The organism is Geobacter sp. FeAm09 (assembly GCF_008330225.1).
Taxonomy (GTDB): Bacteria; Desulfobacterota; Desulfuromonadia; order Geobacterales; family Pseudopelobacteraceae; genus Oryzomonas.
Map to the genome: position 1 here is coordinate 160,501 of NZ_CP042466.1, position 23,831 is coordinate 184,331.

18 protein-coding genes, 1 other RNA gene and 1 pseudogene are annotated in these 23,831 nt (G+C 63.3%); 14 read left to right on the top strand and 6 right to left on the bottom strand.

Annotated elements, in window-relative coordinates; translation table 11 throughout:
• Positions 1-34: 34 nt before the first annotated feature.
• The 4 genes from FO488_RS19240 to FO488_RS00785 all read right to left on the bottom strand — a co-directional run bounded on the left by FO488_RS19240 (position 35) and on the right by FO488_RS00785 (position 3,430).
• A complete protein-coding gene (locus tag FO488_RS19240) occupies positions 35-490 on the bottom strand; it encodes a ferritin family protein (RefSeq protein ID WP_168205821.1) in 456 nt (151 codons plus the stop codon).
• Positions 491-536: 46 nt separating this feature from the next.
• Positions 537-1,175, bottom strand: a complete 639-nt coding sequence (locus FO488_RS19245; RefSeq protein ID WP_168205822.1) for an HAD family hydrolase — start codon at positions 1,173-1,175, stop codon at positions 537-539.
• Entirely contained in the window at positions 1,176-2,321 is a 1,146-nt protein-coding gene (locus tag FO488_RS00780; protein ID WP_149208780.1) for a class I SAM-dependent methyltransferase, read from the bottom strand.
• A 74-nt stretch (positions 2,322-2,395) separates the two neighbouring features.
• Positions 2,396-3,430 carry a YafY family protein gene (locus tag FO488_RS00785; protein WP_149208781.1) on the bottom strand — a complete coding sequence of 345 codons (1,035 nt, stop codon included), beginning with the start codon at positions 3,428-3,430 and terminating at the stop codon, positions 2,396-2,398.
• Between the two features lie 120 nt (positions 3,431-3,550).
• Here FO488_RS00785 and FO488_RS00790 point away from each other — a divergent pair, with 120 nt between their 5' ends.
• The 14 genes and pseudogenes from FO488_RS00790 to FO488_RS00850 all read left to right on the top strand — a co-directional run bounded on the left by FO488_RS00790 (position 3,551) and on the right by FO488_RS00850 (position 18,604).
• Positions 3,551-4,000, top strand: a complete 450-nt coding sequence (locus FO488_RS00790; protein ID WP_149208782.1) for a YqaA family protein — start codon at positions 3,551-3,553, stop codon at positions 3,998-4,000.
• A gap of 25 nt (positions 4,001-4,025) precedes the next feature.
• The gene (locus FO488_RS00795; RefSeq protein ID WP_149208783.1) at positions 4,026-5,123 is read left to right on the top strand and encodes a GGDEF domain-containing protein; all 1,098 of its coding nucleotides are present in this window, start codon (positions 4,026-4,028) and stop codon (positions 5,121-5,123) included.
• The gene (gene recD, locus FO488_RS00800) at positions 5,120-6,850 is read left to right on the top strand and encodes an exodeoxyribonuclease V subunit alpha (protein WP_149208784.1); all 1,731 of its coding nucleotides are present in this window, start codon (positions 5,120-5,122) and stop codon (positions 6,848-6,850) included. Before FO488_RS00795 ends, recD begins: the two co-directional genes overlap by 4 nt.
• A gap of 118 nt (positions 6,851-6,968) precedes the next feature.
• The gene (locus FO488_RS00805) at positions 6,969-7,850 is read left to right on the top strand and encodes a complex I NDUFA9 subunit family protein (RefSeq protein ID WP_149208785.1); all 882 of its coding nucleotides are present in this window, start codon (positions 6,969-6,971) and stop codon (positions 7,848-7,850) included.
• A gap of 88 nt (positions 7,851-7,938) precedes the next feature.
• Positions 7,939-8,403, top strand: a complete 465-nt coding sequence (locus FO488_RS00810; RefSeq protein WP_149208786.1) for a septal ring lytic transglycosylase RlpA family protein — start codon at positions 7,939-7,941, stop codon at positions 8,401-8,403.
• Positions 8,404-8,566: 163 nt separating this feature from the next.
• An RNA gene (ffs, locus tag FO488_RS00815) (signal recognition particle sRNA small type) lies at positions 8,567-8,664 on the top strand.
• 129 nt (positions 8,665-8,793) lie between these two features.
• Entirely contained in the window at positions 8,794-10,308 is a 1,515-nt protein-coding gene (gene dnaX, locus FO488_RS00820; protein WP_240732101.1) for a DNA polymerase III subunit gamma/tau, read from the top strand.
• Positions 10,244-10,495: a hypothetical protein gene (locus FO488_RS19770; RefSeq protein ID WP_240732103.1), complete on the top strand. Its 252-nt coding sequence runs from the start codon at positions 10,244-10,246 to the stop codon at positions 10,493-10,495. Before dnaX ends, FO488_RS19770 begins: the two co-directional genes overlap by 65 nt.
• A 65-nt stretch (positions 10,496-10,560) precedes the next feature.
• The gene (locus tag FO488_RS00825; protein ID WP_149208787.1) at positions 10,561-10,875 is read left to right on the top strand and encodes a YbaB/EbfC family nucleoid-associated protein; all 315 of its coding nucleotides are present in this window, start codon (positions 10,561-10,563) and stop codon (positions 10,873-10,875) included.
• Positions 10,876-11,131: 256 nt separating this feature from the next.
• A complete protein-coding gene (gene recR / locus FO488_RS00830) occupies positions 11,132-11,725 on the top strand; it encodes a recombination mediator RecR (protein WP_149208788.1) in 594 nt (197 codons plus the stop codon).
• A gap of 268 nt (positions 11,726-11,993) precedes the next feature.
• Positions 11,994-15,565, top strand: a pseudogene (nifJ, locus tag FO488_RS00835) (pyruvate:ferredoxin (flavodoxin) oxidoreductase).
• Positions 15,566-15,700: 135 nt separating this feature from the next.
• The gene (locus FO488_RS00840) at positions 15,701-16,957 is read left to right on the top strand and encodes a hypothetical protein (protein ID WP_149208789.1); all 1,257 of its coding nucleotides are present in this window, start codon (positions 15,701-15,703) and stop codon (positions 16,955-16,957) included.
• Between the two features lie 70 nt (positions 16,958-17,027).
• Positions 17,028-17,909 (top strand): SDR family oxidoreductase, encoded by an 882-nt coding sequence (locus FO488_RS00845; protein WP_149208790.1) that lies wholly within the window; start codon positions 17,028-17,030, stop codon positions 17,907-17,909.
• Complete coding sequence (locus FO488_RS00850) at positions 17,906-18,604, top strand: endonuclease III domain-containing protein (RefSeq protein ID WP_149208791.1); 699 nt, start codon at positions 17,906-17,908, stop codon at positions 18,602-18,604. Before FO488_RS00845 ends, FO488_RS00850 begins: the two co-directional genes overlap by 4 nt.
• Positions 18,605-18,909: 305 nt before the next feature.
• On the opposite strand, the gene FO488_RS00855 is transcribed toward FO488_RS00850, so the two are convergent.
• On the bottom strand, positions 18,910-22,491 hold the full coding sequence (locus FO488_RS00855) for an MBG domain-containing protein (protein WP_168205823.1): 3,582 nt from the start codon (positions 22,489-22,491) through the stop codon (positions 18,910-18,912).
• Between the two features lie 375 nt (positions 22,492-22,866).
• Positions 22,867-23,739, bottom strand: a complete 873-nt coding sequence (locus FO488_RS00860; protein WP_149208793.1) for a TIGR02757 family protein — start codon at positions 23,737-23,739, stop codon at positions 22,867-22,869.
• Positions 23,740-23,831: the final 92 nt, after the last annotated feature.

The following is a 23,831-nucleotide window of genomic DNA, read 5'->3' on the forward strand; positions in this document are numbered from 1 at the left end:
CAAAAGCGGGCCTCGTTACTTGTGCCCTGGCCCGCTAGCCCCGCAACTCCTCCAGTTTTTCCGTGATCACCCGCAGGTGCTCGACCTCCTCGTTCCTGAGGGTCTCCAGCATCGCCCTGCCGTCCGGGTCGCCGGTTTTGGCGATCAACTCCTCATAATAGGCCATGCCGCGCTGCTCGATCTTCTGGGCGATCTTCAGGGCCTCCAGGTCGTCGGTGTCGAAGCCGACCTGCTGCTCATGGCCGTCGGCCGGCTCCAGCTCGAAGCCCGAGCCGCCGTAAAACACCCAGCGGCCGCTTTCGTGCAGGGAGTGGTACAACTCGGTCAGCTTCATGTAGTGCTCTTCCTCGGTCTTGGCCAGCCACTTGAAGAACCGCTTTCCGGCCGGGTTGAAGGTCTTGTGCTCGGCCTTCACGTACAGGTCGAAGGTCTCTTTTTCAAGCTCGATGGCGCGCATGACGGCGTCGAGCATTTCCTTGCTTTGGGTCATGGGTTTGCCTCCTTTGTCGTTGCGGCCCGGGGAGGGCCAGGGGGTGTCATTGCAGCAAATCCTCCAGCCGCAGCAGCTGTTCGATGCTCTGGCTGAGATAGACCGGGCAGCCGCGCTGCTCGGGCAGCCGCAGGTCCACATCGTAGCGGTCTCCGACGAAGAGCGCCTCGGCGGGGGACAGCCCGAGGCGGCCCAGCACGTGATCCAGCAGGGTGTCGTCCGGCTTGGCGAGCCACCGGTCGTCGATGGCGAAGGTCTGCCGGAAAAAGCCGTCCAGCCCCAGGTAGCCGGTTATGCGGGCCGCCAGGGCGCGGTTGTTGTTGGTGAAAAGGGCGAGTTCAAAACGCCGGGCCAGGCGTTCCAGCAGGGCAATGACCCGCTCATCCCGCACCAAATATGATTCCGGCCGCAGCCGGGCCTCGAAAATTGCGTGCAGCTCCCGGATGCTGCCGCCCAGTTCGGTGCAGACCGCCGAGAGGGTCGGGGTAATGTCGTACACTTCGGCAAGCCGTGAGCGGGTGGCGGCCATGAGGGCGCCGGCCTCATGGCCGCTGATCCCCTTGAGAGCCGCGATGTAGCCGGCCGCCGTTTCCTGGATGGTGGCCGCAAACGGGTCCGACACGTACAGGGTGCCGTCCAGGTCGAAGATGATGCCGCGGATGGCGGCCAGGTCGGGGGCCGGCATTCAGCCTCCTATCCGGCGCTGGCAGAGCAGGCGGGGGTTTTCAACCCCCTTGGCCTGGATCAGGACCCGGAAGGTATCGCCCATGCCCCCCTCGGGCATGATCAGCTTTTTCAGGGCCAGGCGTACCTTGAGCTTTTCTTCTTCGGACGCCGCCGAACGTTCGGATTCCTCGATTTCCTCGACAATGCCGGCCGAGAGCAGGAAGCGGCACTGCTCCCCGAACCAGACCGGCTCCAGGCCCACCTCTTCGCCCCGGCGCATCAGGCTGGTGAAGTCCACATGGGAGGTGATGTCCTGTCTCCCCAGGCGGATATAGGGGTCATCCTCCACCTGGTGGCGATAATAGCAGAGAAGCGTCCCCCGCTTGCGCTGGGGAGCATAGAGCTCCTCCGCCGGGTAGCCGTAGTCGATGGTCAGGACAAAACCGCGCTTGAGCGACCGGGCAGCCGCAGCCAGCCACTCCGGGGCGGCCAGGTTGACCTCGGCCTGCTGGCCCGGCAGCAGCGTGACCTTGATGCGTTCCAGGTGGGCGGCGATGGCCGGCGTGGACAGTTCTCCCGTTTCCTCGGCGAGCCGCCCCTCCCGGAGCGTGACATAGATCTCCCGCAGTCCCTCGGTGGTCATCACCACCCGGTGCACCGGCAGGGCGTCGATCAACTCGTTGGAGTAGAGGCAGCCGCTGAAGCTGAAGCCGTCCGTGCCGAAGGCCTCGGGCGGAAGCCAGCGGAGCCTGTCCCGATGGCGGGCCAGAAGCTCGGCCTGGGCGGTCTGGAGGGAGGGCTCCCGCTCCACCAGCACCAACTCCAGGCCGGCGTACATCTCCGGCTCCCGCTCGGCCAGGTAGTCCATGATATCGCACGCCAGGCGGCCGTTGCCGGCGCCGCACTCCACCAGGGTGAACGGGGCGGGCGAACCGAGGCCGCGCCACATCTGGGCGGTTTCCCGGGCGATGACCCGGCCGAAGGCGGCGTGCACCGAGATGCTGGTGTAGAAATCCCCCTCGGCGCCCACCTTGCGTCCCGGCGAGGTGTAGTAGCCCAGTCCCGGTTCGTAGAGGCAGGCCTCCATGAAGGCGGCAAAGGTAATCCTGCCCATTGCCGCCAGGCGTTGGATGAGTATGTCGTGAAGCTGGGTGTCGTCTGCCATCGGTTCCGGCCCGTGTCTCTGAATACAAGTTATTTTTTGCAGTGTTGTGGTTATAATTCACGCAACCGGCAAAGTCAAACGGGCCGTTTGTCGCCCTTCTCCGGTTTTTTCTCCTTGCTGCGGTAGTACTGGCGCATCTCGCGCACCTGGCGCTTCACCTCCCGCCGCAGCTCGGGCGGGTCGAGCACCTCGGCATGCATGCCGTAGGAGAGTATCCAGGAGACCAGTTCCATCTCCCCGGCGGCCTCGAATTCGAGGGTCAGCCGGCCGTCCTTGTCGGTCCTCATCCTCTGGTCCGGCATCCAGATGCGTTCCTTTACGGCATGGGCCACCTCCGGCGAGAAGCGGACCCTGACCTGCATGGGGGTGTCGCTGACCAGGCCGAAGGCGCTTTTGAAATTGGCCTCCGGCTGGTAACCCTCGGGGATCTCGAACCGCTGCCGGGTGACCTCGATCCCCCGGACCCGTTCCAGGGCGAACAGGCGCATGGCCTTGCGGTTGTGGGCATATCCCAAGAGATAGATGCCTCCCTTGTGGAACACCAGGGTATAGGGATCGACTTCGTACTCCTCATGTTCGCCCCGTCCCTTTTTGGCATAGCTCAGGCGGACCCGGTACTGGTGCAGCAGGGCGCGCTGCAGTTCCTCGAAATGGCCGGCTGCGGCGGAGTAGTCCCTGGCTCCGTGGAGAATCGGCAGGGACACCCGCGCGATCCGTTCCAGGTGGGCCGCGTAGCGGTCGGGCAGGACCGAGGTGATGGCGCGGAACAACTCTTCGATTTCGGCCTGGAAGGGGGTGCCTGCCAGGTAGACCCCCAGGGAGCGCAGCAGGTAGAGAGACATCAGCTGGGGGAGGGTAAAGGTGATGGGGGGGATGTTGCGGGATTTGGTCAGGAAGCTGTAGACCTTTTTGCCCCCCTGCCACTCGGAGGTGAGGGTGTAGCCCGCCTCCTCCACGGCATTCAGGTCGCGGTGAATGGTGCGCCGATCGACGCCGCATTCCTCCGCCAGGTCGTCCAGGGTCATGCCCCGCCGGGCCTCGAACAGCCGGATAATGCTGTGCAGACGGCCCGCCTGGGAATACTTCTTGGCCGGTTTTCCTTTCTGCATGCTTCCCCCCTTGCCGAATTCTGAATAATCGCTACAATGTGATCACGGATACGGAATGGAACGGGAGAATATTGTAAACGATTGAGCCATTTTGACAATACATTTCTGACATATACTGTCATGGCGCGCGACTGGCTCAATCAGCCGGGATATATGGCCCTTTTCACCTTGAGCTTCCTGGCTTCGACCCTTGTACCGCTCGGTTCGGAGTGGCTGCTGGTGCTGATGCTCACCAGGGGGTATGAGCCGCTGGCGACGGTGGCGGCGGCCACTGCCGGCAATTATCTGGGGGCGGTGACGACCTGGTTGATCGGCATGTATGGCGGACGCTGGCTGATCGAGAGGGTCCTGCGCGTGTCTCCGGAACAGGAGGAGCGTGCCCGCAGCCACTACCGCCGGTACGGGGCCTTTTCCCTGCTCTTCTCCTGGCTGCCGGTCATCGGCGACCCGCTCTGCATGGTGGGAGGGATGATGCGCATCAACTTCGGGCTCTTTTCGGTCCTGGTGGCTTCGGGAAAATTGCTGCGCTACGCGGTGACCGCCTGGATAACCTTACGGATAGCCGGCTGACGGGGATTCCGGCCGGGGGCGGCTTATGGACGAAATTCACGAGACTGAACACTACCCAAGCTTCCGCCAGCGTTATGCGGGGTACGACCGCATCATGGGCAATATCTCCTGGCTTTTGATCGCCCTGGTGACGCTGGACATCAAGCTGATGCCCACCGAGAGCGCCAGCCTGGTCTTTCTGGCGGCCTTCTGCGTGCTGCTGTTTTTTTACAACATCAACGCCCGCTACGGCGCTCTCTCCCGCACGTACAGCCCCTTCAAGACCTTCGTGGACCTCATGGTCTTCCTGGCGTTCATCGTGGCGGTATGCTGGTACACCGGCCGCATCACCAGCCCTTTCATGTCGCTCATCTATCTTATCCTGATGGCCACTTCCCTGACCCAGGGCAGGCGGGTGACCTACTTCATGGCCGTCCTGGCCATCAGTTCCTATATTCTTCTGGCTTCGGAGGAGTTCAAGGGGATCAACGATTTTTTAACCCATACCCTGGAACTGTTCCCGTTCATGCTCATCGCCCACCTGGGGGCCATGCTGGCCGGCGAGACGGAGAGCGCCCGCCGCGAGGTGGAGCGGCTTTCCCTGACCGACGAGGTGACCGGCATCAACAACATGCGCAATTTCTTCATCCTGGCCGACGCCCAGGAACGGCTCGCCAGGCGCTACATACGCCCCTATGCGATCTGCATGATCGACGCCGACAACCTCAAGAAGGTCAACGACCGGCACGGCCATCTGGCCGGAACCGAGCTGATCCGCCAGGTGGCCGCCACGATCACCTCCTCGGTCCGCGGTTCCGACATCTGCGCCCGCTATGGCGGCGACGAGTACGTCATCATGTTCAACGAGGCCGCGAAGCAGGACGTGATCCCGGTCGTCGAGCGCATCGTCTCCCGCATGGCGGCGACCCCCTTCGAGTTCGAGGGGGTGACGCTCTCCACGACCCTTTCGGCCGGCCTGGCCGGGTACCCCGAGGATGGCGGCGACGTGCGCACGGTCATGGCCAATGCCGACGAGGCCATGTACATCAGCAAGCGTACCGGCAAGAACCGCCTGACGGTCTTCAACGGCACGACGTCTGAAACCTCCTTCGGGAAACAGGATACGGGACAAGCGCCCCCATGACCGAAAGCCTTCAACTGACGTGCCTGGACCGGCACTTTGCGGATTTCATCCAGCGCATCGACCCCTGCCCCTGCGAAGAGCTCTGGCTGGCCGCCGCCCTGACGAGCAACGCAACCTGCCGGGGGCACATCTGCCTCGATCCGGCTGGGCTTCGCGGGACGGAGATCGTGTCGCAGCCCCCTGCCGACCGGCAATGGCGCATATCTGACCCCTCCCAGTGGTTGAAGGCGCTCGAACCGTGCGCAACGGTCGGCCGGCCGGGGGATTATGCGCCCCTGGTGGTGGATGACGGCCGCCTCTACCTGCACCGTAGTTGGGACAATGAGCGGCAGGTGGCCGACGGCCTCCTGGTGCGCAGCGTGGTGCGCACGGTGGACGAGAGCCTTCTGGCAGCCGCCCTGGAGCGCTATTTCCCTTCCGCAAACGACGGTGAACCGGATCAGCAGCGGGAGGCCGCCCGGTTGGCCCTGACCCGGGGGGTTGCCGTCGTGTCCGGCGGCCCCGGCACCGGCAAGACCGCCACCGTGGCCCGGATCCTGGCCCTGGTCGCCGAACTGGCCCCCCAGCCGCCGCGCATCGTCCTGGCGACCCCCACCGGCAAGGCCGCCATGCGCCTGAAGCGCTCCATCATGCAGGCCGTGGAGCACCTGCCGATCCCGGGGAGCCTGCGGCAGATGCTGCCGACGGAGGTGGTCACCATCCACCGCCTGCTGGGGGCTGTGCCGGGGAAGGCCTCCTATCGCCACAACCGGGAAAACCGGCTGGCCTGTGACGTGCTGGTGGTGGACGAAGCCTCCATGGTCGATCTGCCGCTCATGGCCCGGCTGCTGGAAGCATTGCCCGACAACGCCCGCATGGTCCTGTTGGGCGACCGGGATCAGCTCGCCTCGGTGGAGGCGGGCGCCGTGCTGGCCGACATCTGCTCGGGATCGTCCGCTCCCGGCCCGATGGAGCCGGGCCGCCCTGCGGTGGTCCAACTGTCCAGGAGTTACCGTTTTGGCCGCGACAGCGGTATCGGCAACCTGAGCCGCCTGGTCAATGCGGGTGACGGCACAACGGCCCTGGAACTGCTCACGTCCGGGGAGTACGGCGATGTGGCCTGGCGTCCCTTGCCATCTGGCCCCGCCTTTGGTCCGGCCTTCAGGGAACGCGTACAACTCGGCTACAGCGTCTACCGCCGCGCCCGGACCCCTGCGGAGGCCCTGGATGAGTTGGACCGCTTCCGGGTCCTCGCCCCCCATCGTGAAGGGGCCTGGGGGGTGGAGAACCTGAACCGGCTCTGCCGGGAAGCCCTGGGCCTGCACGGCCGGGATGACCGGTTGCTGCCGGTCATGGTGACGGGCAATACCTACGAGCTGGGCCTGTTCAACGGCGACACCGGCGTGCTGATGGACGACCCGGTTTCCGGCGACCTGGCCGCCTGGTTCAACGATCCGGAGGGGGCGCTCCGCCGCCTTTCCCCCCTGCGCCTGCCGCCCCATGAAAGCGCGTTTGCCCTGACCGTCCACAAGAGCCAGGGGTCGGAGTTCGACCGGGTCCTCCTGATCCTGCCGGAGCGCGTTTCGGAAACGCTGAGCCGCGAACTGCTCTATACCGCGGTTACGCGGGCCAGGTCCCATGTGGAGATCTGGGGGGGCGAAGAGGTCTTTCTCCGCGCGGTGGAGCGGCGCACCGTCAGGAGTTCGGGGCTTCGGGAGCGACTGTGGGGCGAAAAAACACCCCGGTAGCGGTTTGAGCCCCGCCGGGCAGCGGAGTCGCGCGCTCCGATATGCCGGCAGTTTGGTATCTTTGCGCGGTTGTCCGCCCAGGGGCGGGGGGGGGCAGCGCAGGGCTCGGGAGGGCGCCATGAGGGTATTCATCGCAGGTGGAACCGGTTTTGTCGGCGAACATGTGTCCCGTGAACTGCTCCGGCGGGGGCATCAACTGCGCCTGCTGATGCACCGGCGCGGCGCGGTCTCCGCGGGGGTCGAGCAGGTGGAGGGGGACGTCACCCGGCCGGATACGTTCGAGCAGGCCATGGGCGGATGCGACGCCGTGATGAATCTGGTGGGCATCATCCGCGAGTTCCCCGGCAAGGGGGTGACCTTCGAACGGCTGCATGTGCAGGCCACGGCCAACATGCTGGCTGCCGCCAGCCGGGCCGGCATCCGGCGCTATGTGCAGATGTCGGCCCTGGGGACGAGGCCGGATGCCGTTTCGGCGTACCACCGGACCAAGTTCCGGGCCGAGGAGCTGGTGCGCGCCAGCGGCCTGGACTGGACCATCCTGCGCCCCTCCCTGATCTTCGGCCCCAAGGACGCCTTTGTCGGCATGCTTGCCCGCCAGGTGCGCCTGGCGCCGGTGGTGCCGGTCATCGGCAGCGGGGCCTACCGCCTCCAGCCGATCCATGGCGACGACGTGGCCCGCTGCTTCGCCCTGGCCCTGGAGCTGCCCGCGACCATCGGCCAGTGCTTCGAGCTGTGCGGCAACGACCGCCTGAGGTATGTGGATCTGCTGGATGCGGTCGCCGCTGCCCTGGGCAAGCCGGCACCGTTCAAGCCGCGCCTCCCCCTGGGGCTGATGAAGCTGGCCATTCCGGTCCTGCAGGGCATTCCCCAATTCCCCCTCACCATGGACCAGTTGCAGATGCTGGTGGAGGAGAACATTTGCGACGGCCGCTGGAAGCAGACCTTCGGTTTTGAGCCCAAGGGGTTCAGGGAGGGGATTGGCGAATACCTCGTCACGTAGTCCCCGGACGTGCGGCTGACAGCGGTTTTGCCCCGGACTTGACACGGCGATTGTTTTATTGTATAAAACGTCGTACGGAGATTTCGCTATGACGGGACGCCCAACCATATATATCTTTGCCGCCCTGATCGCGCTGCTGGTCACCTGTGCCGCCGCCACGCCTTCCGTGGCCGCCGGGACGGAGCCGGCCAAGCTGGAGGAGGTGCTCGAGGGGCTGATCCTGAAGAGCAGCCCGCTGGAGCCGATGGAAGGGTTCGCCTCCTACTACGCCAAGCGCTTCGAGGGGCGCAGGACCACGTCGGGCCACCGCTATCAGCCCGACAAGCTGACCGCCGCCCATGAGAGCCTCCCCTTGGGCACCGTGGTGCGGGTCGTCAACCCGGCCACCCATCAGGAAGTGCATGTTACGATCACCGACCGCTGTGCCAGAAAGGCTTTCCACTTCATCGACCTGTCCCGCGCGGCGGCCAAGAAGATCGGTTTGTGGGGCAAGGGCAAGATCAAGGTCGTGATCATCCCCCTCTTGCAGGAAAAACTGGAACGGCCCACCTAGTCTCCCTTTTTTCATCCCTGTTCCGTTATCTCCCCTTACTGTCCGCCCGGCCGGGCCGGTGAAATCGTTTTGACAAAGCCGGGGCGACATGGTACGCTGATACTCCTTTTATTGCTGGAAAACGCCGCGTTCTGCCAACTCCCCGTTTGCAGGCGGCTATGATAGCCGGGCCCCACGCAACGGTACGCCGTGAACTCCGCCAGGTCCGGAAGGAAGCAACGGCAGCGGCTTCCCCGTGTGCCGTGGGCAAGCCCGGCTATCATAACCGCCTGCAAGCAGGTTTGTGAAGGCGTTGCATCCCCGGGCCGGCTTGCAGCGAGAGTCGCGCCCTGTCGGCACCGCACCTGGTTTCATGACCTCCGAACGCAGCCCTTGTGAGGTAACGCCCCTTTGTCCTACGTTGTTCTCGCCCGCAAATATCGCCCCCAGACCTTCTCAGAGCTGACCGGCCAGGAGCATGTCAGCCGTACGCTGCAAAACGCCATCGACACCGGCCGGGTGGCCCACGCCTTCCTGTTCACCGGCGCCCGCGGCGTCGGCAAAACCAGCTCGGCCCGCATCCTGGCCAAGGCGCTCAACTGCGAGCAGGGGATGACCACCGAGCCGTGCAACGCCTGCCCGGTCTGCAAGGAGATCACCGAGGGCACCTCCACCGATGTCTTCGAGATCGACGGCGCCTCCAATACGGGCGTGGACGACGTGCGCGACCTGCGCGACAACATCAAGTATCTCCCCTCCCACAGCCGGTACAAGATCTTCATCATCGACGAAGTCCACATGCTCTCCACCAGCGCCTTCAATGCCCTGCTGAAGACCCTGGAGGAGCCGCCGGCCCACGTCAAGTTCATCTTTGCCACCACCGAGCCCCACAAGGTCCCGGTCACCATCCTCTCCCGCTGCCAGCGCTTCGATTTCAAGCGCATCCTCCTGCCGAAGCTGATCGAGCGCCTGCGCTTCATCGCCGGCGCGGAGGGCATCGCCATCAGCGACGCCGCCCTGGCCATGATCGCCCGCAAGGGCGACGGCAGCATGCGCGACTCCCTGTCGGTCTTCGATCAGGTGCTGGCCTTCTGCGGCAACAGCGTGAGCGACGAGGATGTGGCCACCATGATCGGCGCCGTGGATCGTCGCCTGCTGGCCGAGATCTCCGCTGCGGTCTTTGCCGGCGATACCCAGGGGGTGCTGGCCGGCGTGAAGCGGGTGGACGGGGTCGGCTACAATATGCGCCAGTTCTGCCAGGAACTGATCGACCATTTCCGCAATCTCCTGGTGATCCGCTCGGTGAAGAACCCCGAGGAGATCCTCGACCTGGCCGAGGCTGAGTTTGAAGAGTTGCGCCGCCAGGCGGGGGGCTTTTCGGCCCAGGAGATCCAGCGCCGCCTGACCCTGCTCCTGAAGGCGGAAGCCGAGATGGCGTACGCCACGTTCCCCCGCCTGATCCTGGAGATCGCCCTGCTCAAGGCGGCCACCCTCGTTCCGGTCATCCCGATCCAGGAGCTCTTGGAAAAGGTCAAGGGGCTTGAAACCGGGGCGGTCCACACCCCTGCGCTCCCCTGGGATGCCGCCCGGCCGGCCGCTGCCGTCCCTGCCGTCCCTGCCGCGCCGTCGCCCCGCGCGGAGGCGCCCCGTGGCGAGCAGACGCCGTCCCCGTCCTCCACCCCCGTCGCCCCCCGCCCCCCTCGTCTCCGCCACCGCGGGGGGGTACGCCGACTGGGAGCGGTTCGTGGCGTTCAGCGTCGAAAAGCGCCCGGCCCGCGCATCGGTACTGGAGTACGGCAGCCCGCTCAAGCTGGAGCCGGGGCAGATGGAGATCGGCTTCCCCCCCGGCTACTATCTGGACATGGCCCAGGACGCCGATTTCATCGCCGAGATCACCACCCTGGCCCGGGAGTTTACGGGGCATGAGACGGCGATCAGGATCAAGGCGATCAGGCCCGAAACCGGCGAGACCCCCCGGTCGCTGGCCGAAAAAAAAAAGAGCGATGACGAACGCCTGATGGCGGACCTGAAGCGGGAGGTCGCGGAACATCCGGTGATCAATGAGGCGGCGCGGATCTTCGGCGGCACCGTGATGGATATTCGCAAAGCGTAACGCCCCGGCGGGGAAACAATCAATATAACCAGGTTTTAGAGGTATTTCACACCCAGGAGGGACAGATGTCAAAAGGTTTGGCAAGCATCATGAAACAGGCCCAGATGATCCAGCAGAAGATGGCGAAGCTCCAGGAAGAGGCGAGCCAGCGGACGGCCGAAGCATCTTCGGGCGGCGGCGCGGTGAACGTCCAGGTCAACGGCAAGAACGAAATAGTTTCACTTTCGATAAAAAAGGAAGCCGTCGATCCGAACGACGTGGAGATGCTGCAAGACCTTATTATCGCTGCGGTAAACGAGGCCATGAAAAACGTCCACAGCGAAATCTCCGAGGAGATGTCCAAGATCACCGGCGGCATGAGCATCCCGGGCCTCTTCTAGCTTTCGCGGGCGGCAGGCTGCCGTTGCCGCCATCGCGGCGGCAGCCGGTATTTTTAATTTGACTAAAAATTTTAGTTCGGCTAATAGTCAGTAGCGTATACGGCAAAGTCCGTTACCGTCCTACTGCGGGCATAAAAGTCATTAATACGTGCTCCTCCAGGGTGTTCGGTCGTCTGCCGGCCCGTTTCGCGCCGGGGGAGCATATTTTTTATCCATGCTATAATTTTAAAAAAATGTTTTATTTGTGTCGGGAAATATGCTAACAAAATCTTCCTCATTGATGCGTCTGGTTGGAGAACTGAAGAAGCTGCCCGGTATCGGCGAGCGTACGGCCCTGCGGCTGGCGTTCCATCTTCTCAAATCTCCCCATAACATGACGGCGCTGGCGGAATCCCTGCAGGAGGTCCGCACCAGGGTTCACGCCTGTTCCAACTGCTTTGCCGTTACCGAGGATGACCCCTGCGCCATCTGTACCGGCAACCGGGATGCCGGCACGATCTGCGTGGTGGAGAACTCCCAGGATCTGATGGCCCTGGAACGGAGCAACGCCTACCAGGGGATGTACCATGTCCTCGAGGGGGCGATCTCGCCCCTGGGGGGCGTCGGCCCCTCCGATCTGCGCATCGCCGAATTGCTGGAGCGGATCGGGCGCGGCGGGGTCAACGAGGTGGTCATCGCCACCAATTTTACGGTGGAGGGGGAGGCGACGGCCCTCTATCTCACCAAGGCGCTCAAACCGTACGGGGTGAAGGTTACCCGCCTGGCCCACGGCATCCCGCTGGGAAGCGATATAGAATTCGTCGATGCGGCCACGGTGCAATGGGCGCTCCAGGGGAGAAACGAGCTGTAGCAGAGCAGGTTGTTGAAAAACAGCCATCAGGCCTTCGTCCTCGAAAGCCCTTTCGTGCGGCGTAGCGCCCGGCCTTCGCAGCCAAAGCTGCTTCGGCGGAGTAGGCCTGCTACGCCTCCTCGGGACTTCCTGCGGGTGCGACGATCTGACAGTTTTTGAACAACCTGAGTTTTTCAACAGCTTATAAAGCCGTAAAGGCATGGTAAAATATATCGATAACACCTCGAATTGAACGAATAGCCAGGATAATCACAAACAGGAGGAACCCATGAGCAGAAAAATGGTAACCATCGACGGCAATACCGCTGCTGCCCACGTGGCGCACGCCACCAACGAGGTCATTGCCATCTATCCGATCACTCCGTCATCGGTGATGGGTGAGATATCCGACGCCAAGAGCGCCGCCGGCGAGAAGAACATCTGGGGCAACATCCCCACCGTGGTGGAGATGCAGTCCGAGGGGGGGCCGCCGGTGCGGTCCACGGCGCGTTGCAGGCCGGGGCGCTGACCACCACCTTCACCGCCAGCCAGGGGCTTCTGCTCATGATCCCCAACATGTTCAAGATCGCCGGGGAGTTGACCTCCACCGTGTTCCACGTCTCGGCCCGGGCCATCGCGGCCCAGGCCCTGTCCATCTTCGGCGACCACTCGGACGTCATGTCCTGCCGCTCCACCGGCTGGGCCATGCTCTGTTCCAACAACGTGCAGGAGACCATGGACTTCGCCATGATTGCCCAGTCCGCCACCCTGCGCGCCAGGGTGCCGTTCCTGCACTTCTTCGACGGCTTCCGCACCTCCCACGAGGTCCTCAAGGTCGAGGAGCTTACCTTCGACGACATGCGGGCCATGCTGGACGACAAGCTCATTGCCGAGCACAAGGGGCGCGGGCTCTGCCCCGACCGTCCGGTGATGCGCGGCACGGCCCAGAATCCCGACGTGTACTTCCAGGGACGTGAGACGGTCAACCCCTACTACCCCAAGTGTATTGACATCGTCACCGAGGAAATGGCCAAATTCGCCAAGCTGACCGGCCGCAAGTACAAGCTGGTGGATTACGTGGGGGCCAAGGACGCGGACCGGGTGGTGGTGGTGATGGGCTCGGGCGCCGACGTGGTGCAGGAGACCGTGGAGAACCTGGTCAAAAAGGGGGAAAAGGTTGGTGTGGTCAAGATCCATCTCTACCGCCCCTTCCCGTTGGACGCCTTCATCAAGGCGTTGCCCAAGACCGTCAGGAAGATTGCCGTGCTCGACCGCACCAAGGAGCCGGGCTCCCTGGGCGAACCGCTCTACCTGGATGTGCGTACCGCCATCGGCGAGGCCATGGCCGAGAAGAAGTTCTCCTTCGATGGCTACCCGGTCATCGTCGGCGGCCGCTACGGCCTGGGCTCCAAGGAATTCAACCCGGCCATGGCCAAAGCCGTGCTCGACAACCTCAAGGTCAAGGCCCCCAGGAACCACTACGTGGTCGGCATCGAGGAGGATGTCACCAAGTGCAGCCTGAAGGTTGACCCGGACTACAAAAACCCCATGGACGGGGTCTACCAGGCCATGTTCTACGGCTTGGGCTCGGACGGCACCGTGGGCGCCAACAAGAACTCCATCAAGATCATCGGCGAGGAGACCAAGAACAACGCCCAGGCCTACTTCGTCTACGACTCCAAGAAGGCCGGCTCCATGACCACGTCACACCTGCGCTTCGGCAAGAAGCCGATCCGCGCCCCCTACCTGGTCCAGGAGGCCGATTTCGTGGCGTGCCACAATTTCTCTTTCCTGGAGAAGTACGACATGCTCTCCAAGGCCAAGAAAGGGGCCACCTTCCTGCTCAACGCCCCCTTCGACCACGACGAGGTGTGGGACCGCATACCGAAAGAGGTGCAGCAGCAGATCATCGGCAAGAAGCTCAAGTTCTACGTGATCGACGGCGTCAAGCTGGGCAACGAGATCGGCCTGGGACCCCGCATCAACGTGATCATGCAGACCTCCTTCTTCAAGATCTCCAACATCATTCCGCTCAAGACCGCCGTGGCCTCCATCAAGAGCGCCATCAAGAAGTCCTACGGCAAGGCCGGCGAGAAGGTGCTGGAGATGAACTACCAGGCGGTGGACGCCGGCCTGAACAACCTGTACGAGGTCAAGGTCCCGGCCAAGGCCACCAGCAAGCTGAAGATGGCCGCCGCCGTCTCCGCCAAGGCGCCCAAGTTCGTCAAGGAGGTCACCGGCGTGATCGTGGCCGGCCTGGGCGACGACCTGCCGGTGTCCAAGATGCCTGCCGACGGCACCTTCCCCACCGCCACCTCCCAATACGAGAAGCGCAATATCGCCATCGACATCCCGGTGTGGGACGAGAAACTCTGCATCCAGTGCGGCATCTGCTCGTTCGTCTGCCCCCACGCCGTGGTGCGCATGAAGGCCTATGACGCCAAGCTGCTCAAGGGGGCCCCGGCCAGCTTCAAGTCCGCGGATTGCAAGATCCCCGAGATGGCCGGCAAGAAGCTCACCGTCCAGGTGGCACCGGAGGACTGCACCGGCTGCGGCGCCTGCGCCCACAACTGCCCGGCCAAGGACCGGCAGAATCCGGATCACAAGGCGCTGGACATGCACTTCCAGCCCCCCCTGCGCGCCCAGGAGGCTGAGAACTTCGAGTTCTTCCTCTCGCTGCCCGATGTGGACCCGACCCAGGTGAAACTGGAAACCCTGCGCAGCAACCAGCTGGTGCGCCCGCTGTTCGAGTTCTCCGGCGCCTGCGCCGGCTGTGGCGAGACCCCGTACCTGAAGCTGCTCTCCCAGCTCTTCGGCGACCGGATGCTGATCGCCAACGCCACCGGCTGTACCTCCATCTACGGCGGCAACCTCCCCACCACCCCCTGGGCCCAGCGGGCCGACGGCCGCGGGCCGGCCTGGTCCAACTCCCTGTTCGAGGACAATGCCGAGTTCGGCTTCGGCATGCGCCTCACCGTGGACCAGTTCAACAAATCGGCCCTGGAGTATCTGCACGAGCTTGCCGGCAACAAGGCCTTTGCCGCCAGCGCCAAGCTGTTCAAGGAGATCATCGGCGCGGACCAGTCCACCCAGGCCGGCATCGAGGCGCAGCGCGGCCGCATCGACAAGTTGAAGGCGGCGCTGAAGGGCAGCAAGGACCAGACCGCGCGGCTATTGGTTCCCATCGCCGACTACCTGGTGAAGAAATCGGTGTGGTGCGTCGGCGGCGACGGCTGGGCCTACGATATCGGCTACGGCGGCCTGGACCACGTCATCGCCTCGGGCAAGAACATCAACCTGATCGTGCTGGACACGGAGGTCTACTCCAACACCGGCGGCCAGGCATCCAAGTCCACCCCGCTGGGCGCCGTGGCCCAGTTCGCGGCCGGCGGCAAGTCGGTGGCCAAGAAGGACCTGGGCATGATGGCCATGGCCTACGGCTCGGTCTACGTGGCCACGGTGTCCCTCTCCAACCCGGCACAGTGCGTCAAGGCCATGCTGGAGGCCGAGGCCTACGACGGCCCGTCCCTGATCATCGCGTATGCCCACTGCATTGCCCACGGCATCAACATGACCACCGCCGTGGATGAGCAGAAGAAGGCGGTGCAATCCGGCTACTGGCCGCTCTACCGCTACAACCCGGCCCTGGCCGCCGAGAGCAAAAATCCGTTGCAACTGGACAGCAAGGCGCCGACCATCACCCTTGAAGAGTACGCCTACGGGGAGAATCGCTGGAAGGTGCTCCAGAAAAGCAACCCCGACGCCGCGGCCAAGCTGATGAAGCAGGCCAGCGCCTTCACCGCCAGCCGCTTCGCCTATTTCCAGAAGTTGGCGGCGCTTACCTACGACGAACCGAAATAGGGGTGTCATAACCGCCCGCATCACAACGAGGCCCCGTGGCATGCGCACGGGGCCTTTTTCCTGCTAACGCTATTGGCGGACTGCTATAGTGAGGCCGCGAGGGGCGTGATGATCTCTGTGGGACGCCGACATTGCATGATCCGCATGGCAGGGTGGCATCTGCTCACGCTGCTCGCGGTCTGGGGCGGGAACGCCTGGGGCGGGGAGCCTGCTGCACCCCGCTATGCCACACCCCTGGCGGGGGACGCCGGTTCGGTGGACCTCTTGGGACAGCAGGTCCGGATTCCGGCCCGGGACCGGGGCAACACCCTGGCGCTGACCCTGGGAGGGACGCTCTTTGCGCCGGCCCTGGGCAGCGCGGACGCCCTCCCGGTCGCCGCGCTCTATGGGAGGCGGGAAACCCCCCACTCCCGGAGCCGCCTGGTGTTCGGCGTCTTTGTCAACGAGCTGGACCACGCCCATAAATTCGACAATTTCGAAATCCTGGCACATCTGGAGAATACGACCGTTCCCTTCCCGGCGACGGAGATCGTGGGGGGAAGGGAGGTCAGGGCCAGCAGCGTCGTCTGGGGGCAGGCGGCCGCCTGGGTAGGGGCGGGCTACCGCCTGCCGGTCGCTCCCTTGCAGGTGGATAACGACCTGCGGCTGCAACTGTTCTACGAAGGGGGCTACCTCTACTCGTCACGCACCGTGGACAGCGGCGCCGATGTCAGGCTGCCGCCCGACACCGTCACCCACGGCGTACGCCTGCGCGGCCGCTACGACGGCATGCGCCGCAATATCATGGAATTGCTGCACCAGGGGGTGGCGGGGGGGCTGGACGTGGAGTGGCAGCGGCGGGCCCATTGGGCCGATGCCAACTACGGCGGGGCCGACTATAGGAAGGATGAGACCCAGGAGTTCGTCAAGCTGTCGGGCTACCTCATGGCTGCCGCGCCGGTGCCGGGGCTTTCGGAGCGCGACCGGCTGATCTTCAGCGTCTACGGCGGCACCACGGCGGAAAACGACCTGGACCGGTTTTCGGCGTTCCACATCGGGGGAGGGCCGTTTCCCTGCGAGAGCGACGATCTGGCCCGTATCCCCTATCCCGGCGCGGAGTTCAACCAGTTCCCGGTGTCGGATTACATTGTCGGGACGGCCGAGTACCGGCGGGAGCTCTTGTTCTTTCTCTACCTGCATCTGCGGGGCACCTTTGCCTGGGCCAACCGGGACGTGCTCTCCACCCATCCCCTGCGGTTCCACGAGAGCCGTGGCCAGGCGCTTTCCGTGGGGCTTACCAGCGGACTTCCCTGGGATTCGACGCTCTACCTGGAATACTCCTACGACAGCGGCATACTCAGGAACGGGGTCTCCGGGAGCAGCCTGTCCCTGCTCTGGTCGAAGTCGCTGTGAAGCGTAATGTGACGATCTGACTATTTTGGGACAACCTGGATTTTTCAAAAGCCTAAAAATGCGAGGAACCATGAAGAGCATGTTCATAGCCGGTTGCGGCTACATCGGCCGGCGCGTCGCCCGCCTGGCGCGGGACGCGGGATACGAACCGACCTGCCTGGTCAGGTCGGCGGAGCATGGCGCGGCCTTGGAACAGACGGGTTTCGGGACGGTCATCGCCGCGCTGGACGACCCGGCCGGGATACCGGTGCCGGAGACGGCGGCCGGCGGGGTGGTGCTGTACTGCGTGCCGCCGCCCGGGGGCGGGCTTTCCGACACCCGGGCCAGGAACTTCTGCGCCGCCCTGGCCGCCCTGTCGCCGCCTCCCGCCGTGATCGTCTACCTGGGCGCCACCTCGGTCTACAGCGAGACTCGCGGCGGCGTGGTGACGGAGGATTCCCCCACCGCCCCGGCCTCGGCCATGGGCAAGCGTCGCCTCGATGCCGAGGCCGCCTTCCGGGAATTCGGGGCGGCTCACGGCACGGCGGTGGTCATCCTGCGCATCAGCGGCATCTACGGCCCCGGCCGCCTGCCGCTGATGCAGATCAGCCAGGGGCAGCCGCTTCTCAAGGAAGCGGAGTCAGGCCCCAGCAACCGCATCCACGCCGACGACTTGGCGCAGGTCTGCCTGGCGGCGGTGGAGAAGGGGGAGGATGGCGATGTCTTCAACGTAAGCGACGGCCATCCCGCCAGCATGACCAGCTACTTCAACGCCGCCGCCGACGCCCTGGGCATGCCCCGCCAGCCCCAGGTGACGCTGGAGGAAGCGCGCCAAGCCATGTCCCCCCTGATGTTCTCCTACGTGAGCGAGTCGCGGGTGGTGGACAATTCCCGCATGTTGGAGAAGCTGGGCGTCAGGTTGCGCTACCCCACCATGGCCCAGGGGCTGCCCGCCTCGATCGAGGCGGCATGAAGGCCCTGACCACGGCATCACTCTCCCCCACCGGCGAACGGCTCAAGACGGTTTTCCTCCACCTGCTGGAACGCTTCGGCCCCCGCTTCTGGTGGCCGGCCGAGACCCCCTTTGAGGTCTGCATCGGGGCGATCCTGACCCAGAACACGGCCTGGACCAATGTGGAAAAGGCCATCAGCGCCCTGAAAGGTGCCGATGTCCTGACCATGGAGGGGATTGAGGCTCTGGAGGCGGGCCGCCTGGCGGAGCTGATCCGGCCGGCGGGCTACTACAATGTCAAGAGCGCCAGGATCAAGGAGTTTGTGGGGTGGCTCCGGGAGCGCCACGGCGGCTCCCTGGATGTGCTGTTCAGCGGAGCGTGGCGCGAGGTGCGCCGGGAACTGCTCAAGGTGCGCGGCATCGGCCCGGAAACCTGCGATGCGATCCTGCTCTACGCCGGCAACAAGCCAACCTTTGTGGTGGATGCCTACACCCGGCGCCTCTTCCACCGCCTGGGCCTCGTGCCGGCCGATGCGGGCTACGACGAGACCCGCCTGCTGTTCATGACGCACCTGCCCGGCGATGTCCCGCTGTTCAACGAGTACCACGCCCTGATCGTGGAACAGTGCAAGGTCTTCTGCCGCGCCCGCCCCCTGTGCACCGGCTGCCCCCTGGCGCCACAGTGTCCCACCTCCCGCTCCGGCGGCCACACCTGACCCTGACCGATCTGCTGGGCTTTCCCGCCATTTACACGTAATACCGAATTGTTAGGCATTTTTTCCCGCTTGCCAGGGTAGGGGGCGTCTGGTAAAATATAATCACAGAAAACATTGCGAGGGTTCCCTAAGAACCCTCATTTGCCCTGGTGACTTTCCCTCCTAGTTGCCGGGGTGTTTTTTGCCGCCGCCCTGAAATCTCCGTTCCCCGCATCATTGTCAAACGGCCCGCGGCCATCAGGGGAAACCTGATGGCCGCGGAGTGAAGCTTGCACTGTGTTGACCAGCGTCCTGCCGGAATCACCCTACTGATAGACAATCTGTGCCGTTACGCTGGTGGTATTGCCGGCCTGATCCTGGGCGCTGACGGTAATGTTGTTTGCCCCGGCCGCGAGGGAACTTACCGGGCAACTCCAGGTGGTGGCGTCCGGGTAGGTGACCCCGCCGATGACGGCCGCAGTATCGGCACTGAGCGAGACGATGGTTCCCGTCTCTCTTGTGCCGGTCAGCACGGCGCTGGCCTGGCTGGTCGGGCTGGTAACCGGGTCGATGGTCAGGCCCGGCTTGGTGACATCGTACACCACATTACGCTGTGCACTAGTGCTGACGCCTGCTTCGTTGGTGGCGGTGACCACGATGGCGTAGCTCTTTTCAGTGGTAAAGGTGACGGCCTGTTCAAACTGCCCGTTAACTACGGCAGGGGTGTAGGTCTGGCCGTCCATGGCAATGCTGACGGTCACATCGGTGTAGGGATCGGAGACGGTCCCGCGGATGGTAAGATTGGCTTGGTTGGTGCGGCTGTCCTGGGATGGTATGGTGATCGCCAGGTTTGGACTCTGGTCGTCGTAGATGACGGTCCGCTTCAGGGCGTTGGTTTTGCCGGCCAGATCGGTGGCGGTTACTACGATGGTGTTGATGCCGGGGACAAGCGTCACATAGGCGGTGTAGCTTGTGCCGTTCATGGCGGCGTTTATGATTTCGCTGCCCAGTTTTACGGCTACGGAGGAGTTTTCATCCACGGTGCCGTTGACGGTGGCCAGGGCCGTGGCGGTCTTGCTGTTGTCGGCCGGAGCCGCGATCAACAGGTTGGGTGCGGTCAAGTCCAGGGTAATGGTCCGGCTGTCTGTTGAGGTGTTACCGGCCGAGTCGCTGGCAACAATTTTGATGGTATTTGCTCCGCTGTCAAGGATTGCTCCCAGATTGAAACCGCCGTCGGAGTCCACCGGAATCTGAACGAGATTGACCTTGAGCCACTTGACGCTAACATCGTCGGTGACCGTGCCGGTGATGTTGAGCATTTCGTTGTTGGTGACGCTGCCGTCGGGCAGGGTGGAGATAGTGAGCACCGGCGCCGTTTTGTCAACGATCTTGAACGTGCCGCTGGCCGTGCCTTGGTAGTTGGCATCGCTGATTGTGGCAACGACAGTGTAGGTGCCGACATTGATCGGTATCACGACGCTGCCGTTATAGGTATAGGTGAAGGTGACGGCCAGTCCGGTCGGATTGGTGATGGCCGTGGCCGATTTTGCCGTGCCGTCGTGGGTGGCTGTCAGGTCGCTCAGGGTGATGGCGGCGGTGGCTTTGCCAATGACCAGCGTGCCGCTGGCCGTACCCTGATAGTTGGTATCGCTGATGGTAGCGACGACATCGTAGCTGCCGGCATTGGTTGGCGCTGTAGTACTGCCGTTGTAGGTGACGATGACGGCCTTACCCGCCGGATTGGTGGTGACGGTGACGGCCTTGGGGGTCCCGTCGTAGGTGGCGGTCAGGTTGCTCAGGGTGACGGTGGCTGCGGCTTTGTTGATGACCAGCGTACCGCTGGCCGTTCCCTGATAGTTGAAATCGTTTATTGTGGCAACAACAGTATAGCTACCGGCATTGGTCGGCGCTGTACTGCTGTCGTTGTAGGTGATACCGACGGCCAGTCCTGCCGGGTCGGTGGTGACGGTGGCAGCTTTGGGTGTACCGTCGTAGGTGGCGTTAAGGTCACCTAGGGTGATGGTGACGGTGGTCTTGGAAAGCTGATAGGCGTAGGCGGCACCCGCTGCGGAGGGGGTACCTGCCGCCGATGAGTTTTTTCCACGAGCCCCGACCAAGGCCCCGGTGCCGTCGCCGCTCAGAGCTGTGGACCAGCCGAAATTGTCATATGCCGCAGCATCCGTGGCGGCCAGTTTCTGTTGCTGGCTCCATGCCGCTCCGCTCTTTGTAAAGACATAAGCAGAACCTGCATAGGAGGCACCTGCTGCGGAACTCTTATTATAAGCGCCAATCAGTATCGTGGAACTGTCACTGCTCAGGGAAACAGAAAAGCCGAATTGATCGGCTGCCGTCGAGTCTGAGGCGGTCAGTTTCTGTTGCTGGCTCCATACTGTTTCGCTTTTCGTAAAAACATAGGCTGCACCGCTTGATGAGCTTTTGTAACGAGCTCCGACCAGGGCCGTATTGCCGTCTCCACCTAGGGACACGGAAATGCCAAACTGGTCGGATGTTGCAGCATCAGAAGCGGTCAGTTTCTGCTGCTGGCTCCACATCGTTTCGCCCTTCGTAAAGACATAGGCTGCGCCCATGGATGAATTTTTTAAATTAGCCCCGATTAGGGCCGTGGTGCCATCACGGCTCATGGATACGGACCAACCAAAATAGTCGCCTGTCGCAGGGTCAGAAGCGGTCAGTTTCTGCTGCTGACTCCACGTCGTTCCGCTTCTTGTAAAGACATAAGCTGCGCCGTATGCGCTGGTAGACGATGAGTTTGCCCTGGATGCACATGCCCCGATCAAGGCGGTGATGCCGTCACCGCTCAGGGCCACGGAAATACCGAATCGATCATTACCGAGGGCATCCGAGGCGGTTAGTATTTGTTGTTGCCCCCACGTTCCTCCGCTTTTTGCAAAGACATAGGCCACTCCCTTGGTGGAGTTTTTCCCTACTGCCCCGATCAGGGCCGTGGTGCCATCGCTGCTCAGGGAGACTGACCAGCCGAATTGGTCGCTTGCCGCAGCGTCCGAGGCGGTCAGCTTCTGTAGCTGGTTCCACGTTCCTCCGCTTTTTGCAAAAACATAGGCTGCTCCCTTGGCGGAGTTTTTATTATACGCCCCAATTAGGGCCGTGGTGCCGTCGCCGCTCAGAGCAACGGAAGCACCGAACCAGTCGGATACCGCAGGGTCAGATGCGGTTAGTTCCTGCTGCTGAACCAAGGGATCTATGGTGATCGGATACTGGGCCCCACTGTCGTCCACCCGGATCTGCAAGCCGCTCCGCCCGGTTTCGAACCAGGCCCGGAGGCTTTTGCCCGTGGCGTCCCAAGCGGCAAGTTTGCCGTAGCTGAGTGACGATGCGTCCCCCTGGCCAATCATTGAAACATCGGTCTTGTTCTCTGCTACGCGGGCCTGCATCTTGTCCGGCAGTTGCAGGGCGAGGGATAGTGTCCCTGCCCCCCTGCTTTCCGGTGCGCGGCTGAGGGTGAAGCCTTGCTCGAGCCCCAACGGGCCGTTGACATACCACTCCGTGACATCGCCACGGCGGTATTCGACCCGGTTGGCCTTCGCCTCCGGCGAGGCCGATGGAAGAGCCTGCCGCTCATCGCCACGGCCTATGCCGCACAGGGAAAGCCGCCATCCGGAGACGACGGCGCCGTCAGCCCGGAACTGGGCCGCCAACTCTTGCTTGACGCTTTTGAGTTGATAGCCGCCCACGATCTTCGTTGCATGATAGGCTGCATTGTCACGGCCCACTGCCTCCGACACCGCCGCCTGGGCCGCCTCCGGCAGATCGGCGACCGTTTTTCCTCCCTGCTGTACCGCCACGGAGGCGATATCGCCGGCATTATGAGAGAATGCCGGCGACGGTCCCGCCATGAAGGTCACGACAACCACTGCACACAGCGCCATCAACCTCACAAGTGCCCGCATAAACCATCTACACCTACGTAGAGCTTCCATACGATCCCCCCTGTTTTTTGGCAGTACAAAGTTATAAACCGCATGCAGGTGAAACTTGGGCCGTGCACCATTTGGCGCGTATTTTTCTCATTAAATACACGGTATAAAAAATCAAATCAACAGAAAAGTGGGAAAATATTATTATAAAACAATACGATAACCATGGAGGGGCGTTAATTTTTTTAACACTTTGCTAATTAATGAGTGATCACGGTGAGATGTAACCGGCAATTTTCGCGTCGAAATGAGAAATAAACCGGAATGGACGTGGAGATGGGAGAATTTAAACCACAAGGTAACAATCGGCTTTCGGGCTTACGTTAGTTAATCCGTAACCGCCCGGGGACAGACCCCGGCGATGGCGCACTCCAGGCAGCGGAGGGGATCGTTGCCGGTGCAGCCTTCGCTGATGCCCAGGTGAGCCAGGGAGAAGTCGTATTTGACCGGATCCGCGGGATCGAGCAGGCGCAGGCTGGCGGTGATCTCTTGGGCCATGCGCCAGTCGGCGGTCTTTCTGTGGGTAAAGCCCAGGTAGGAACAGATGCGGCTGATGTGGGTATCCACCGGGATGACGAGCTGTGCGGGCGAGATCCCCTGCCAGAGCCCCAGGTCGATGCCGTCGGCCGGGCGGACCATCCAGCGCAGGAACATGCAGAGCCGCTTGCAGGCGCTGCCCGAGGCGGGAGCGGGGAAGAAAAAGGGGAAATAGGAGCCGGCGGGGATGGCTGCCGTGCCGAACACGGGGCGGTAGTCCAGGCCTCGCACGGCCGAGGCATAGCCGTTGAGGGCGGCCGTCACATCCTCGGCCCCGCTAGGGTGAAAGCGCGCAAAGAAGGCGTTGATGCTGCCGCTCTCCTCGATCATCAACCGGCAGGACCACAAAAGGGCGCACAGGTCGCGGTCGTCGTTGAAGCGGTGCTTGAAGCCGCTGAACGTCCGCACTCCCCGCTTCGGATCGAAACCCTCCACGAACCGGCGCGGCGACGGGCCCAGTTCGGCAAAGACCCTCCCCAGGGTGCGCAGGATGATCTTGACCCCGCCATAGGCGAAGGAGGAGGCGATGACGGCGGCCACCTCCCGATCGGCCGGTTCCTTGTAGCGGTGGCAGAAGGAGAGCGGGTCGTTGGCCAGATGCGCCGCTGAGCGGGCGGCGTACAGATCGTCCAGGACGGTTTTCAGGTCAGGGGTTCGTGGCATTGGGGCTCGGGGTAGAGTAGTAATCATGACGGTTTCCCGGCCCGCTCCCTGTGACGGGAGGCGGGCCGGGAATTGCGGCGGTTCGCCACGGG